This window comes from Pseudomonas sp. dw_358, assembly GCF_018449655.1.
Lineage (GTDB): Bacteria > Pseudomonadota > Gammaproteobacteria > Pseudomonadales > Pseudomonadaceae > Aquipseudomonas.
The window spans coordinates 1-16464 of sequence record NZ_JAAVUX010000015.1 but is presented as its reverse complement, the minus strand read 5'-3'; the positions used below and the strand labels follow the sequence as shown (position 1 = coordinate 16464).

Below are 16464 nucleotides of genomic sequence, written 5' to 3'. Positions count from 1 at the left end.
TCTCCTACTTCAGGCTGATGGTAGTGTTGACGCCGTCGTTGATGCTGTCGTCGTCAAACCAGCGCGCAGTGACCGTCTTGGTCTGGGTATAGAACTGCACCACCTGCTTGCCGTAGGGTCCCAGGTCGCCGAGCTTGGAGCCACGGGAACCGGTGAAACTGAAATACGGCACGGGCACCGGAATCGGAATATTGATGCCGACCTGACCGATGTCGATTTCGCTCTGGAACTTGCGCGCTGCCGCCCCGCTCTGGGTGAAGAGCCCGACGCCGTTGCCGAAGGGGTTGCGGTTGACCAGGGCGATCGCTTCATCAAGGGTGTCCACCGCCAGCACCACCAGCACCGGGCCGAAGATTTCCTGGGTGTAGATCTGCATATCGGTGGTCACACCGGAGAACAGCGTCGGCCCGACAAAGTTACCCGATTCAAAACCCGGCACCGTGATCTCGCGCCCGTCCAGCTCCAGGGTCGCACCTTCCTCCACGCCGCTGGCAATCAGGCTCAACACCCGTTGCCGCGCCCGTTTGGAGATGACTGGGCCGACATCGGTGCCCGGCTCGCTGCCGGCATTGACCTTGAGTTTCTGTGCCAGCGCCTTGAGCTCCGGCAGCCACTGCTGCGCAGCCCCTACCAGCACCGCCACCGAGGTGGCCATGCAGCGCTGCCCGGCAGCGCCAAAGGCGGCCCCCACCAAGGCATTGAGGGTCTGCTGCCGGTTGGCATCAGGCAGCACCACAGCGTGGTTCTTCGCCCCCATCATCGCCTGCACGCGCTTGCCATGCTGGCCAGCGAGGTCGTACACATGGGTGCCCACCGCCGTGGAGCCGACGAAGGACACTGCCTTGATGTCCTGGTGAGTGCACAGCGCATCCACCACCGCCTTGCCACCCTGCACCACGTTCAGCACACCCGGCGGAACGCCCGCTTCCAGCGCCAGCTCCACCAGTTGCACGGTGGACAGCGGGTCCTGTTCGGAGGGTTTGAGGACGAAGGTGTTGCCACAGACGATGGCCATGGGAAACATCCACAGCGGAATCATCGCCGGGAAGTTGAATGGGGTGATGCCGGCGCACACGCCGATGGGCTGGCGCAGGGTGTAGGTGTCCACGCCCCCGGCCACGTTCTCGGCAAACTCGCCCATCTGCAGGCTGCCGATGGAGCAGGCATGCTCCACTACTTCCAGCCCGCGAAAGATATCGCCCTCGGCATCGGCAATCGTCTTGCCCTGCTCGGCGCTCAAGGTCCGGGCAATGCGTGGCGAGTGCTCGCGAATCAGCGCCTGCAACTTGAGCATGATGCGCATGCGCGTGCCAATGGGCGTGTTGCGCCAGCCCTTGAAGGCCGCCTGGGCCGCGGCGACGGCAGCGTTCACTTCGGCCGCCGTGGCCAAGGGGACTTTGGCCAGGACTTCCTGGGTGGCCGGGTTGACCACGTCGAGCCAGTCCTGGGTTTCGGACTCGACCCATTGGCCATTGATCAGCAGTTTGACGGTGTGAACCTGGGTGTGGGATTGCAGTGAAGCGTTCATCAAAACCTCCGCATATTGTTTTTGTAGGGAGCTTGGTGAAGGAGTATAGATGTGCAAACTTCCAATAATAATGCTCATTAAAGCCGGTTCATCATGCAAAAAAACCCGACCTCACCACGGCTCGCGACCCTGAACTGGGACGACCTGAAGTTCTTTCTCGAAGTGGCCCGCGTGCGCAAGGCCAGCGCCGCCGCCAAGCGCCTGGGGGTGGACTACACCACCGTGTCGCGGCGCATCACCGGCCTGGAAACCGCGCTGGGCACCTTGCTCTTCGAAAAATCCCGCCACAGCGGCTTCATCCTCACCGCCGACGGCCAGCGCCTGCTGAGCTACGCCGAAACCGTCGAAAGCACCCTGCACATGGCCTGCGAGCAGGTGTCAGGCGCCAGCATGGCGCTGTCCGGGCACGTGCGCATGGGCTGTACAGAAGGCTTCGGCAGTTTTTTCATCACCCCGCAGCTCAGCCATTTCGTTGATCAGTACCCGGCGATCAGTGTCGATATTCTGCCGTTGCCTCATTTCATCAGCCTGTCCAAACGCGAAGCCGACATCGTCATCGCCCTGGAACGCCCGGAGCACGGTGCCTATGTGTGCTGCAAATTGTGCGACTACCGCCTGCAGCTGTTCGCCACTCAGGATTATCTGCAGCGTCATGGGCCGATCGAGCGCCTGGTACACCTGAGCGAACACCCTTTCATCAGCTACGTCGACGACTTGGCCTTCAGCTCGGAACTGCTCTACCTCAACCACCTGTTGCCCAATGCCAACGCCCATTTGCGCAGCACCAGCGTGGTGGCGCAGTACGTGGCGGCGTTGCAAGGACGGGGGCTGGCGATATTGCCGTGCTTTCTGGCGGCGCAGGATGCGCGGTTGGTGGCGGTGTTGCCGAGGGAAGTGGATATCACTCGGCAATTCTGGATGTACTGCCGGGAGGACTTGAGAAAGCTCAAGCGGATTACCCTGTTGTGGGATTACATCCGCCAGGTGACCGAGCTGAACCGCCCGTATTTAATGGGCGAGACGCAAAGTCTCAGGTTTGTCGACTGACAGACCGTCTGGTTACTTCAGAAATTCCTGAACTATCGATTTGCAGTTTCCTATTCTTTCCCTTTCCCCTCCCTGCCTAACATCGGCGCCAGGGGCCCAGAGAGGCCCCATCCGGCCCGATCCTTTCGCAACTGCCCACTACAAAGTCACAAGACCGTGCTGAGGGGCATTTGATGAAACTGGAAATTTTCCGCAGCCTGTGGGGCTACGCCGCCAGCAAGGCGCAAGCCCTGGAGGAAATGCTCGAACATGGCTTTACCGGCCTGGAAGCCCGGCTGCCCCTTGTAGCCTCTGATCGGCACGAATTCGCCGCCTTCCTCAAGGCCAATACCGTCGGCTACATCGCTACCGTATTCACGGCTTATGACGTGTTGCCCAAGCAATCCGCCAGCATCGCCGAGCATCTGGCCGACCTGGACATGAAGCTGGGCCTGGCCGGCGAAATGGCGCCGCGCTTCGTGAATCTGCTGGCCGGCAACGACCGCTGGAGTTTGAGCGAACAGGTCGAGTTCCACGGCCAGGCCATGGCTCTGGCGCGCAAGCATGGTCAATTCTGTACCTTCGAAACCCACCGTTCCCGTTCGCTGTTCAGCCCCTGGGTCACCCTGGAGCTGATCCGCCAGCTGCCGGACCTGCGTTTTACCAGCGACATCAGCCACTGGGTCGTGACCTGCGAGCGCCTGCTGGACGACCCGGCGGACGACCTGTCGGCTTTCATCGAGCGCGTGCACCACATTCAGGCCCGGGTCGGTTATGACCAGGGGCCGCAAGTGCCGCACCCCGGCGCACCGGAATATGCTCGCGAACTGGCGTTCCACCAGCGTCACTGGGAAGCGGTGTGGCGCTCCCAACTAGCGCGGGGAGTCGAGATCAGCACGTTGACACCGGAGTTCGGCGCCGACGGTTATCTGCATCACCTGCCGTTCACCGATGTCCCGGTTGCCGACCTGTGGTCACTGAACGTGTGGATGGCCCACTGCGAACGCGCGCATTTCGATCGATTCAATCAGGCCTGCCAGACCCCAAAAAACCCATAAAAGGAGCCATGCCGTGAGCGAAGCCAATTTCAGCAGTATCCCGGTGGTGGACATCACCGGGCTGTTCAGCAGCGAGTTGGAAGACCGCCTGAGGGTGGCCGAAGCACTCGGACGCGCCGCCAGTGATGTCGGTTTTCTGTACATCACCGGGCACGGCATCGCGCCAGCGCTGATCGCCAACCTGCGTCAGGCGGCCGAGGATTATTTCGCCCAGCCGCTGGACACCAAGATGCAGCATTACATCGGCGCATCGGAGTCCCACAAGGGCTTCGTGCCCGAAGGCGAAGAGGTGTATTCCAAGGGCAAGCCGGACCACAAGGAGGCGTTCGACATCGGCTACGAAGTGCCCGCCGATGATCCATTGTTTCTCGCCAAAACTCCCTTGCTGGGCCCGAACCACTGGCCGGAGGTCCCCGGCTTCAAGGCCTCGGTGCAAGCCTATTACGCGGCGGTGTTTGCCTTGGGCCGCAAGCTCTTCGGCGGCTTTGCCCTGGCGTTGGGTCTGGAGGAAACCTACTTCGACGCCATGGTCACGCGGCCACCGTCCAAGCTGCGTTTGATCCACTACCCCTTCGATGCCAGCGCGGTGGACGCACCGGGCATCGGCGCCCACACCGACTACGAGTGCTTCACCATCCTGCATGCCGACCAGCCGGGCCTTGAGGTGATGAACGATCAGCATCAATGGATCGATGCCCCGCCGCTCCCGGACGCGTTCGTGGTCAACATCGGCGACATGCTGGAAGTCATGACCGCCGGGACTTTCGTGGCCACCGCTCACCGGGTGCGCAAGGTGGGCCAGGAGCGCTATTCGTTTCCGTTGTTCTACGCCTGCGACTACCACACCCAGATCAAGCCGCTGCCCAGCTTTGCCACGGCCGGTCAGGCGTACGAAGAAATCGCCATTGGCGAGCATATGTTCGGCCAGGCGCTGCAGAGTTATCAGTACTTGCGTCGCAAGGTCGAAAACGGTGAGATCCAACTGCCGAGCAAGGCGCGCAAGCCGTCGAGCTTCGGCCATTTGAAAGACCAGGCGCAGCCTTCCTGATCGTTGCCTTGATGAAATCAGTGTGTCGCACCCCCATCACGCCCCCGGAGCACTCGTACATGTCCAAAAAGACCGCCAGCCTGACCCTGCTCGCCACCGCCGTGTTGTGCGCCAGTACCAGCTTTGCCGCCGAAAAACCCTTGAAGGTCGGGATGGAAATCACCTATCCACCGTTCGAGTCCTATGACGCCGACAAGAAAGTGGTCGGCTCGGACCCCGAGCTGTCCCACGCACTGGCCAAGGAAATGGGCACCACCGCCGAGTTCGTCGACACCAAGTTCCCCAACCTGATCCTGGGCCTCAACGCCGGCCATTACGACGCGATCATTTCCGGCATGTACATCACCCCCGAACGTCAGGCGCAGGCGCAGACCATTCCCTACGCCAAGACCGGCGCGGCGATCATGGTGCCAAAGGACAGCGACCTCAAGCCGGCTGTACCGGAAGACCTGTGCGGGCTGAAAGTCGGTCTTGAGCAGGGCACCACCTGGGTGGCGGCGTTCAACAAACTTTCGGCTGACTACTGCGTGCCGAACAACAAAGGTGCCATCACCATCAGCGAGTACCCGTCGGCGCCGGAAGTCACTCAGGCGTTGCTGTCGAAAAACATTCAGGCTCAGGTGGAAATTTCCGGAGCTGCGCACATGATCGCGCAGAAAACCAATGGGCGCGTGGTGGTGACCTCGCAGAAGCTGGTGTATCCGCAAACCTTGGGTATCTATGTGAAGAAAGGCGATGACGCCACCTATCAGGCCTTGCTCAAGGCCGTCGCCGCGGCCAAGAAAAGTGGCGAATACTCTGCCATTCTGAAGAAGTACGACCTGGAAGAAGCGTCCAACTGACACCGGCGGCCACCTGTCGACCAGGTGGCCGCAGGCCTTGCCCGAGAGCCATCCATGACATTTGATTGGTCGTATTTTCTTTCGCTGTTTTCCATGCCGTCCTTCTGGGAGGCCAGCCTCACGGTCATCGAGCTGAGTGGGCTGGCCTGGCTGATCGGCATGGTACTGGGCTTCCTGCTGGCCTCGGCCAAGCTGTCGAGTTCTCGCCTGCTGAGCGTTCCGGCAGGTATTTATATCTGGTTTTTCCGCAGTGTCCCGCTGCTGGTGCTGGTGGTGTTTGTCTATAACCTGCCGCAGTTGCTGCCCGGCACCGGAGGGGTGCTGTCCAACCCATTCAATTCCGGGTTACTGGCCCTGGTGGTCACGGAAGCCGCGTACATGGCCGAGATCCACCGTGGCGGTCTGATTTCCGTGGTCAAGGGCCAGAAGGAAGCAGGTCGTGCCTTGGGTGTCGGCACCCTTGGCATGCAGCGGCTGATCGTGATTCCCCAGGCCTTTCGTATTTCCCTGCCCACGCTGATCAATGAATACATCACCGTGGTCAAGCTGACCTCGCTGGTATCGGTGATCTCCCTCACCGAACTGCTCACCGTGGGCCAAAGGCTCTACGCTCAGAACTTCCTGGTGATGGAAACCCTGGCGGCTGTGGGGCTGTACTACGTGCTGATCGTTTCGGTGTTTGGCTGGTTGTTCCAGCGCCTGGAGCATTATTTGAGCCTGGATCGGCGCAAGCCAAGAACCCTGACTGCGCCCCAATTGGCAGACCTCAAGGCCTCCCTGAAAGCCAGCGCAGTCAACGTACGGCCGGCCAGCGCGCCGGGGGATGCGCCTGCGCTGCAACTGCAGAATATTCACAAGAGCTACGGCGACCACGACGTGCTCAAAGGCATCGACCTGCGTATCAATGCCGGGCAGGTGGTGGCGATCATCGGCCCGTCAGGCTCGGGCAAGACGTCGCTGATTCGTACCATCAACGGGTTGGAAACCATTGATCAGGGCGAGATCGTGCTGTTCGGTGAAAGCTTCATCAACGCGAGCGACACCCCGGGCAATCCGCAGGTGCGTCGTGGCGTCAGGCACATCGGCATGGTGTTCCAGAACTTCAACCTGTTCCCGCACCGCACCATTCTCGACAACATCACCCTGGCGCCGCGCTACCACGGCCAGGCGCGAGACGTAAGCGAGCATCGGGCCTTTGCTTTGTTGGACAAAGTCGGCCTGCTCGCCCACGCCAGCAAATATCCCCACCAGCTGTCGGGCGGCCAACAGCAACGGGTGGCCATTGCGCGTGCCTTGGCCATGGACCCCGAGATCATGTTGTTCGACGAGCCCACCTCGGCGCTGGACCCGGAGTTGGTGGGCGATGTGTTGAACGTGATCCAGAGCCTGGCCCGCGAAGGCATGACGCTGCTGATCGTGACCCACGAAATGGAGTTCGCCATGTCGATTTCCGATCGAGTCATTTTCATGGAGAACGGCCATATTCAGCTCGACGCGGCGCCTGATGCGATCCGGCAGGATGTGCACAGCGAGCGAGTGCGCAAGTTCATGGGGATCGAACGGGCAGCGTAGGAGCGCGGTTCAGAGGTTATCGGCCAGCAATCCACTCAAGCGTTTCACCCGACGCTTCACCGCTTCTTCGAACACCCCCTGGCGCGGTTCGATCAGGCTGAACCAGCTTTTCGCGCGAGTGATGCCCGTGTAGATCAACTCCTTGGTCAGCACCGGGTTCAAGGCGTCGGGAAGCACCAGAGCGGTGTGAGTGAACTCCGAGCCTTGGGACTTGTGCACGGTCATGGCATACACCGTGTCCACGTCGTTCAACCGGCTGGGCAGGACAAAGCGCACACCCCCGCTTTTGCCGTCGTTGCGGGCGAAGGCCACGCGCAAGACCTGATGCTCACTGCCGGTGGTTTCCGGCAGGCGCAGGACAATGCCGATGTCGCCGTTCATCAAACCCAGGCCGTAGTCGTTGCGGGTCATCAGCACGGGACGGCCTTCATACCACTGGCTGTCGTTTTCGATCAGGCCATGGTCGAGCAACGTGCGAGTGGCCAACTGGTTAAGCCCCTCCACGCCCCACGGGCCCTTGCGCACGGCGCAGAGCAATTGAAAGGTGTCGAAGGCCGTCAACACTTGGCGGGCCCAATCGCTCCATGCCAGGTCATCGAGGGACAGCCCTGGCGCTGGACGAGTATCGCGCAGCACTTGCAGATAATGCCGGTAACCCTGGGGTGGGTCCTCGCCGCCGCCGTGGCCGTCCAGCACCAGGCGTTCGAGGGCCCGATCTTGTTCGCCCTTGAGCTGCACCGAATAAATGTCTGGATAGGCCCGCTCCTGCAGCAAGGTCCTGGCACCCGGGGCATTCTGGCGGTTGACCTGGCGGGCCAGTTGGCCAATGCCACTGCTCTGCCCGAAGCGCCGCGAGTGGCGCAACATCACCACCTGCTGCGCCAGTGGAAACTGTTCGGCACTGCCTTCCTGCAACTCGCCAGTGCCCAGGTTCTCGCCGCTGACCTGCTCCAGCCAGGTGCGGGTCTGGGGGCTGTAGCGACCGGCTTCGGCATCGCGGCACAGGTCACCGAGCACCGCACCGGCTTCCACCGACGCCAACTGGTCCTTGTCGCCCAACAGCACCAGGCGCGCATGGGTGGGCAGCGCGTCCAGCAGGTTGGCCATCATTTCCAGGTCGATCATCGAGGCTTCATCCACCACCAGTACGTCGAGAGGCAAGGGATTGGCGGCGTTGTGGCGAAAGTGGCGGGTGCCCGGACGGCTGCCGAGCAGGCGATGCACAGTGGTGACGGCACTGGGGATCTTGTCGCGAACGTCTTCACTGACCTTGAGGTTGAGCACCTGTGCACTGATGGACTCGGTCAGACGGGCAGCGGCCTTGCCGGTCGGCGCCGCCAGCCGGATACGCAATGGCTGCCCCGCGGCCACGGCGGGTGCTTGCAGCAAGGCCAGCAGACGCACCACGGTGGTGGTCTTGCCCGTGCCGGGGCCGCCGGTGACAATGCTGAAAGCCCCTCGGGTGGCCAGGGCGCAGGCGAGCTTCTGCCAGTCGATGGGCTCGCCCGTCGCCGGCCCGAACAACTGATCGAGGCGCACGCGCAGGTCGTCGGGGGTAGGCTCGGGCGCGGCCAGCCGCCGCCCCAGGGCTTCATCGATGCGTCGCTCGTAGTTCCAGTAGCGGCGCAGGTACAGCCGCGAACCGGACAACACCAGCGGCGCCTCGGCGGCATTGCTGTCGTCAGCCTCGGCCACCAGGACACTCTGCGCGACCGCACGGCGCCAGGTGGCACCATCGAGGTTTTGCAGCAATTGCGAGGGCAGCAGCAAGGGACCGGACAGCGCGTCGCCTTCCGGTGGCAGGGACAGCGCGAAGTCGGGTTCAGCGAGGGTGGCGTTCAGGTCCAGGCAGACATGACCATGGCCCAACTGGTGACTGGTCAGTGCCGCCGCCAGCAACAGCAGCGGGTCGGCCAGGGGGTCGCGCTCGGCTAGAAAGGCCACGAAAGCCTTGTCCAGGGCGCGCAGCCAGCCGCGTTCGACCCAGCGCTCCAGCAGGGTCAGCAAGTCATCCACGGCGGTCAACGGGCTTAACCGCGCCAGGCCTTCGGCGTCCAGCGGGGTGGGCAACAGATCGGCGAAAGTGCGCATCAGAACAGCTCTCCCTGCAATTGGGCGGCAGGCTGTACGCCACCGCTGAACAACACATCGAGCTGTTCGATCAGCTCACGGGGCGGTCGGGTGAAATACAGGCCCTGGCTGGCCGAATCGATACCGCGCAGGAACACGAACAAGGCGCCGCCGACATGTTGGTCGTAGTCATAGTCGGGCAGCCGTGCCTTCAACTGCCGGTGGAGGGCCAATAGATACAGCACGTATTGCAGGTCATAGCGGTTATCGAGGATAGCGTTGACCATGGCCGCGTGGGTGTAGGACAGTGCATCCGGGCCGAGCCAGTTGGATTTGTAATCAACGACGTAATAGCACCCGTCATGCTCGAAGCACAGGTCGATGAATCCTTTGAACATGCCGTTGAGCAGTGCCCCTTCCGCCGCCGCACGCGACTGGCCGAGGTGGGTGCCGGCCGTGACCAGCGCATCCAGACGCTTCACGTCGACACGATGGCTGGCGAACCAGAACTCCATCTCGATCCGGTACTCGCTGAGCTGGCCGAGGCTGAAAGGCGCAATCTGTGGATCAAGGTTCAAGGGAGCTTGCAGCAGATGCTCCAGCCATTGAGTCAAGGTCGCAATCCAGCCGTTCCAGCCGCGGCGATTGCACCGACGTGCTACGGCATCCTGCAACAGTTCCGGTTGCCGGCTGACGTCGGCGAACCCTTCATTGCCCGCCCATTCCAAGAGGCTGTGCAGGAACGTGCCAGGGCCCGGGCCGCGAGGAAAACGGTGAATGTCGCCACTGGTGGCCGGTATCTGGCGTGCGGCCAGTGGATCAAGACGCTCGTCATCGGTGAGCTTCTGCGCCTGGGCATCGTCCGGTGCGGCGGAGGCGCTACCGTCGCTGATGCGCAAGGCGCTGTAAGACGCGATCCACCAGTTTTCCGCCGCGCGGCGTCGTGGCAGTCGCGGGCGCCGCAGAGCCGCTTCGTTACGCGGCGGCACGAAGCGCTGACCGTCATCCTCGGGGACCGCGCCGTGGCTGATGGCGGCGCACCCTTGTTGGGCGTCCGCCAGCCAGCGGGAAAGCTGCGCCGACTCGCGCAGCACGTCACCGCCACCCAGCAGATAGCCCATGGCACTGCGGTGCAGCAGCGATTCCTTGCGAGTGCCGCGCTTGAGGTCCGCGACGCCCAGCCAGCAGGCATGACGTGCTCGGGTAAGGGCCACATACAGCAAGCGCAGATCTTCGGCGAGACGCTCGTTGTCCGACAGCTCGATTTGCTCTTCGGTGGGTGCCAAGGTGACCTGCACCTGGCCCTGTTCATCATGCCAGGCCAAGGGCAGACGCTTGCCGTCCACCGGTTTTGCCGAGCAAATGAAGGGCAGGAACACCAGAGGGTATTCCAGACCCTTGGACTTGTGGATGGTGACCACCTTCACTAACTGCTCATCGCTTTCCAGGCGCAGGATCTGCTCCTCGCCCGCCTGCCCCGACAAGGCCAGGTGCTCGGAAAGATGGCGAATCAAGGCCTGCTCGCCGTCCAGTTCGCCGGAGGCCTGCTGCAGCAATTCGCAGAGGTGCAGCAGGTTGGTCAGGACGCGCTCGCCGTCGCTGCGGCCGATCAAGGTCAGCGGCAGATTGAAGTCATGCAACAGCTTGCGCAGCATCGGCAGCACACCCTGTACCCGCCAGATGTGCCGGTAGCTGCGGAATTGCATGATCCGCTGCTCCCAGGCCAGCTCATCCTCGTTCAGGCGTTCTAGCTCAGCCAGCGACAAGTTCAAGGTGATGCTGGCCAGCGCCGCGCGCAATGGCCGCTCGGCATCGGGTTCGGCACAGGCCTTGAGCCAACTCAGCAGGTCATGGGCCTCCTGGGCGGCGAAGACCGAGTCCTTGTCCGACAAATAGACGCTGCGCACGCCACGAGCAGAAAGCTCGGCACGCACGGCCTGGGCCTCACGGCCATCGCGGACCAGAATGGCAATGTCGGCCGGGAGGATGCTGCGCAACGCCTCACCTTGGGTAAACCCCGCGCGACCTTGTTGCCCGGCATTGAGCAAACCCACGATTTCACTGGCGCAGGCACTGGCCAGGCGGCTGCGATAGGCCGGACCGGAAACGGGTTCGTCGGCCGCCAACTGCCAGAAATTCATCGCCGCCACTTCGCCGCCATCGACAACCAGGCGTTCCCTGCGGCCCTGTGCCAAAACCGGCTGAAACGGCACAGGGTTGTCGGTCCCTTCACGAAACAGGAAGGCACCGCGCCCTGTCGGCCGCTGTTCGGCGCGCAGGAAGAGGTGGTTGACCGCCTCGACCATCGCGTGGCTGGAACGGAAGTTGGTATTCAGAGTGTGCAGCCGGCCCTCGGTGGCTCGCCGCGCACGCAGGTAGGTGTAGATGTCCGCGCCTCGGAAGGCGTAGATGGCCTGCTTGGGGTCGCCGATCAGAAACAGGCCGATGCCCGGATCGTTCTGTTCGAGGGGATAGATGCTGGCAAAGATCCGGTACTGCACCGGATCGGTGTCCTGGAATTCATCGATCAGCGCCACCGGAAACTGCTCGCGAATCAGGCTGGCCAGGCGCTCGCCGCCACTGCTTTGCAGGGCCGCGTCCAGGCGCAGCAACATGTCGTCAAAACCCATTTCCGCGCGGCGGCGCTTCTCTTCGTCGAAGCGTTGCCCGACCCACTGCGCGGCATGCTCCAGCACGGCGGCATCGGGTGTCGGCAACGCGGCCAGACGCTGGGGCAAGTCGAGCATGGCAACCAGCGCCGGGTGCGCGGGCGGCTCGGTTTTCCAGGCCTCGGCGACGCCATCCGGAGTCAGTCGGGTAAAACCGGTGCCGATGTCCAGTGGTTCCAGACTATCGTCCTGGGCCCAGGCACTGAGCTTTTCAAACCAGGGTTCGAAGTAGCGCGCCTGGATCTTGCGGCCATCCACAGCCTTGCTGGCCAGCGCCGAATGAAAGATCTCTCGCAGTTCGGCCGCCCATTGCAGCCAGGGCAGTTTCAGCTCAGCCAATGACTGCCGGCGCTCCAGCAAGGTGGCCTCGATCATGGCGGCAGGCTCCAGCCCCGAACCTTCTTTGCGCGGGCTGCCGAACAAGGCCCGCACGCGAGGCAGCAGGGCGGCTGGACCGCCCCAGTTGCTGCGTACCCAGTTCAAGGTGCCGCCCTGCATGCTGTAACAGAAGCGCCGCCAGTAATCGCGCAGAACTTCGCCCAGCAGTTCGCTGTGGTCGGTCTCCAGAGTCTGGGTGAACAGGCTGCCGCTGTCGAAGGCGTGCTCGCGCAACATACGCTGACACCAGCCATGGATGGTGGAGACTGCCGCCTCGTCCATCCACTGGGCGGCGATGTCCAGACGCGCGGCGCAGCCGGGCCACTGCACCGCGAGGTACTCGTCGCGCAGACTGGAGAGCAGCGCATCGGGGCTGGCGATCTCGTCGCGGAAAAAGCGCGCCGCCTCGGTCAGGCGCAGGCGTATACGGTCGCGCAACTCCTGGGTGGCGGCCTCGGTGAAGGTCACTACCAGAATCTGCGGCGGCAACAGTTCGCGGCCGAAGCCGGCTTCGGCGCCACCGTGGCCAAGGATAAGACGCAGATACAGCGCAGAAATGGTAAAGGTCTTGCCGGTGCCGGCACTGGCCTCGATCAATTGGCTGCCACGCAGCGGGAACGTCAAGGCCAGCGGCAGACGCGGCTCAATGGGCGAATTCATGGGCGCTCCCTCGCGTCGGTGTCGGCAGAGGCGTCGATGGATTGCCAGCCGGCCTCGAACATGGGTTTGTAAAGGGCTTCGGCCCAGCCTTCGAACTCTTCGCTGGCCAGCAAGCTATCGAAATCGGGGTACTGGCGGGCCAGGGCAGGACTTTCCCGACGCTCGCCATCGGTGGTCAAACCATCGCCTTCATAGGCTTTGCGGGCAGCAGCCAAGGCTTTGTCCGGGTCGCTCTGGCCCAGCCAGGCGAAGGCTGTCTTGACAGCAACCGGCAGCGGCCGACGCATGCCGGACTGCCAGGCCAGCAACAGATCACCCAGGCACTGGCGCGCCATTGCAAGGGGCACGGCCTTGAGCACAAGGGTGTCGTCACTGGCGACCAACGCGGTGGTCAGCGGCAGGTCCATGGCGCAGGCGGCCAGATGGGTAACCCAGGCCCGGGTCAGGCGATGCCATTTGCGGGTACGCAACGGGCCGATGGCATTGGCAATGGTCTCGACGCTCAGCAGCCCGCCGTCGGCACGCCGATGCAAGCCACCCAGCCAGCCTTCCAGCATCAACCCCTGGTGCTCGAACGAGAGTGGCATGGCGCTGTGCACCGGGGTAGGCCACAGCACCCGCAACTGCTGGTAGCGCTCTAGCAGATCGGGCAGAGGCGCGATCAATTCCTGCTGCATGAATTCGCCGAAGCCGGCCATGGGCAGTTGCCCGCTGCCTTGCAGACGCAATGCCTGTTGCGCCAGCGCAACCTCGACGCTACCTGAGTCAACCATGGCGGCGCGCAGCAGGCTTTCGCTGAGGCTGTAACGCTGCAGCGCGTCGAGCACGAAAGGTTCTTCATCGGCCAAGGGCGCCTGGGCGGCCTCGAAATACACTTTCAATCGCTGGCTGAAGAAGTGCCGTATGGGGTGGCGCAGGAAGTCTTGCAGTTGCGCCAGGCTCAGCGGTTCTTCCGCCTCATAGGGGGCCAGCGGCCGAGGCGCCGAGGCTGGCGGCTGGGGTTGATGGAGCAATTGCCATTCACCGGCGAAGCTGAAGAGCTGCGGGTTGCCCTCATGGAAGTAACGGGCGCTGAAGGGTTGCAACGGATGTTCCAGGGTCAGGGCATGCAGCAGCTGCTCACCGGCCAGGGCCCTGTCAGCGGATTGATCGCTGGCCAGCTGCCAGCCACCTGCCAGATGATCGCGCAACTGCCCGATGAGTACCGACGCCGGTCGCTCGCTGTTGTCGCGAATACTGCGGCCCACCCAACTGACATATAACTGTTCACGTGCGGACAACAGCGCTTCAAGCAGCAGGTAGCGGTCGTCTTCGCGCCGGGAGCGGTCACCCGGCCGGTAGTCGCTGCCCATCAGGTCGAAATCCAGCGGCGCCTGGGCTCGCGGATAGTCGCCGTCGTTCATGCCCAGCAGACAGACCAGCTTGAAGGGAATGGCACGCATGGGCATCAGGGTGCAGAAATTGACCGCGCCGGCGAGAAAGCGCTGGGACAACTTGCCCTGGTCCATACCGGCCAGCCATGCTTCCCGTACCACGGTGAGAGGCAGCGATTCCTGCAAGTTGACCGACTCACAGATGTGCAGCCAGTCTTCGCGCAGGTCTTCCAGTTGAGCCAGCAGGTACTCGTCGTGTTCATGGCTGGCGAGGAAGAAGACTTGCAGCAGGTCACGCAGCCGTGTCCCCCACGCTGCGGGCGTTGCCGGTGCGGACAGTTGCTGATGAGCAATTTGCAATGCATCCAGCAGCGCAACCAGTGGCCCGATCAGGGCAGCGTCAAGACCACCGATTTCATCGTAGGGCTCGATGCCGCCGCAGGCCTCGCCCGTGCCGACGGCATAGCCGAGCAACATGCGGCGCAGGCCGAAACGCCAGCTGTTCTGCTCCAGGTCCCCGGGCAGCCCCATGCCGGCACGCTGCTCGGCGTTCAGCCCCCAGCGAATGCCTGCGCCTTCGATCCAGCGGTGCAGCGTGGGCAGGTCGCGCTCGGCAATGCCAAAACGGTTGCGCAGCGCGGGTACATCCAGCAGGTCGAGAATCTCGCTGACAGGAAAGCGGCTGTCTGGCAGTTTCAGCAGGTGCTCGATGGCAATCAGCAAGGGCTCGCGGCCGCGCTGTCCCTGGTCGGTCAGGGTAAAGGGAATGAAGCGCGGATCGTTGTGTTCGAGCTGACCGAACACGGCACGGATATGCGGGGCGTAGGCATCGATGTCGGGCACCATGACGATGATATCCCGTGGCCTCAGTTTCGGGTCGGCGCTGAAACGGGCCAATAACTGATCATGCAATACCTCGACTTCACGCTGGGCACTGTGGGTCACATGGAAGCGGATCGAACGGTCATTGCCGGTATCGACAGGCGGCCAGGTGGCACGGGTTTCGGCCAGGGGGCGCAGTTCGAGGATGTCGTCCTGCAATTGACTCAGCACGGTGGTGGGCTCGCTCTCGCTGAACAGGTCGATCCGCGCATCGCGGAAGGCCTCGCGGTAGAGGCTAGGGTCGTCGTGACTGTCCAGGAGATTGATGTAGTCTCGGCCCTGCTTGCCCCATGCGGCCAGAAGAGGATGGGCATGCTGGTGCAGCGAATCCGCGTCGATGATGGCCGGCGTACCCGGCTTGCGGGCCTGGCGCTTGTACTGGTGACGCAACAGGTCTTTGTCCGCGACGATGTCCGCCCAGTGGTGTCGGCAAGGGTTGTGCACGCACAACAGGACCTGACTGAAACGCGCCAGACCGGCCAGGGCTTCGAGCGCCTGAGCGGGCAGCGAGGAAATACCAAAGACAATGACTCTGGACGGCAGCCCTTTTGGCGCATCTTCCAAGGTGGTGATGCGCTCGAGGAAACGCCGGTGCACGCCGGCGCGACTTTGCGCCATGCCCTCTGCGCCGACGTCTTGAAGGAGCGCGCCCCATAGCTCGGCCTGCCAGCAATTGGCAGGAGGTAAAGGTTTGGCTTCACCTCGACCGCTGCGCAACTGATGCTTGCCGGCCGCCCAGTCTTCGAGCCAGTCGGCGCGGTAGACCTGGTATTGATCGAACAAGTCTGCCAGACGCTCGGCCAGTTGGTAACGCTTGCGCAGGTCGTTGTCGTCGGTCAGAAAACGCTGCAACGGTTCGAAGTGAGGCCGATTGATCAGTTCGGGTAGCAGACGCATCAAGCGCCAGGTCAGAGGTGCCTTGTCCAACAGCGATGATGGCGGGATCTGGTCGCGGCCCAGAACATTGCGGTAGAGCTGCCACATGAAGCTGCCTGGGAGTTGGACGTCGATCGCAGCCGCGATGCCGCAACCACCTGCGCCATCCTCCTGCGGGTCCTCGGCCAAGGCAAGTTTGAGCCATTGAGCAATGCCGTTGCTCTGCACCAGGGCAATTTCATTCTCGAGCGGAGCCAACGGGTAACGCTGCATCCAGCTGACCACCAGGTTGCGCAATTCATCCAGGCGATTGCCGTGAACCACCATGAAACCGGGGGTGAGAGGGCGGGCTTGCGGCATGCTGGCGTCCTTGTTGTGAGCAGGCATTGAGGCTTTTCAGGGAGGAAACCTTACCACAAGGGTACAGAGAGGCCTGCGCTGGGGTCAGTCAAAACGTTGCGACGTTGTGGCGTCGAGCTACT

The 16464-nt window shown here is 62.8% G+C and carries 9 protein-coding genes; 5 read left to right on the top strand and 4 right to left on the bottom strand.

Annotated features, from left to right (window positions below; translation table 11 throughout):
* Positions 1–4 precede the first annotated feature (4 nt).
* A complete protein-coding gene (locus HB675_RS19475) occupies positions 5–1528 on the bottom strand; it encodes a CoA-acylating methylmalonate-semialdehyde dehydrogenase (RefSeq protein WP_213880546.1) in 1524 nt (507 codons plus the stop codon).
* Positions 1529–1621: 93 nt separating this feature from the next.
* On the opposite strand from HB675_RS19475, the gene HB675_RS19470 reads away from it, so the two are divergent.
* The 5 genes from HB675_RS19470 to HB675_RS19450 all read left to right on the top strand — a co-directional run bounded on the left by HB675_RS19470 (position 1622) and on the right by HB675_RS19450 (position 7074).
* Positions 1622–2575: a LysR family transcriptional regulator gene (locus HB675_RS19470; RefSeq protein ID WP_213880544.1), complete on the top strand. Its 954-nt coding sequence runs from the start codon at positions 1622–1624 to the stop codon at positions 2573–2575.
* A 173-nt stretch (positions 2576–2748) separates the two neighbouring features.
* The gene (locus HB675_RS19465) at positions 2749–3612 is read left to right on the top strand and encodes a sugar phosphate isomerase/epimerase (RefSeq protein ID WP_213880542.1); all 864 of its coding nucleotides are present in this window, start codon (positions 2749–2751) and stop codon (positions 3610–3612) included.
* A gap of 13 nt (positions 3613–3625) precedes the next feature.
* Entirely contained in the window at positions 3626–4660 is a 1035-nt protein-coding gene (locus HB675_RS19460; RefSeq protein WP_213880540.1) for a 2-oxoglutarate and iron-dependent oxygenase domain-containing protein, read from the top strand.
* A 59-nt stretch (positions 4661–4719) separates the two neighbouring features.
* Positions 4720–5502: a transporter substrate-binding domain-containing protein gene (locus tag HB675_RS19455; protein ID WP_213880539.1), complete on the top strand. Its 783-nt coding sequence runs from the start codon at positions 4720–4722 to the stop codon at positions 5500–5502.
* Between the two features lie 54 nt (positions 5503–5556).
* A complete protein-coding gene (locus tag HB675_RS19450) occupies positions 5557–7074 on the top strand; it encodes an amino acid ABC transporter permease/ATP-binding protein (RefSeq protein ID WP_213880537.1) in 1518 nt (505 codons plus the stop codon).
* A 9-nt stretch (positions 7075–7083) separates the two neighbouring features.
* On the opposite strand, the gene recD is transcribed toward HB675_RS19450, so the two are convergent.
* Genes recD through recC form a run of 3 tightly spaced genes read right to left on the bottom strand, consistent with a single transcriptional unit; the run spans position 7084 to position 16342 of the window.
* A complete protein-coding gene (gene recD / locus HB675_RS19445; RefSeq protein ID WP_213880688.1) occupies positions 7084–9168 on the bottom strand; it encodes an exodeoxyribonuclease V subunit alpha in 2085 nt (694 codons plus the stop codon).
* Positions 9165–12839 carry an exodeoxyribonuclease V subunit beta gene (recB, locus tag HB675_RS19440; protein ID WP_213880686.1) on the bottom strand — a complete coding sequence of 1225 codons (3675 nt, stop codon included), beginning with the start codon at positions 12837–12839 and terminating at the stop codon, positions 9165–9167. Before recB ends, recD begins: the two co-directional genes overlap by 4 nt.
* Positions 12840–12847: 8 nt before the next feature.
* Entirely contained in the window at positions 12848–16342 is a 3495-nt protein-coding gene (gene recC, locus HB675_RS19435) for an exodeoxyribonuclease V subunit gamma (RefSeq protein ID WP_213880534.1), read from the bottom strand.
* Between the last annotated feature and the right edge of the window lie 122 nt (positions 16343–16464).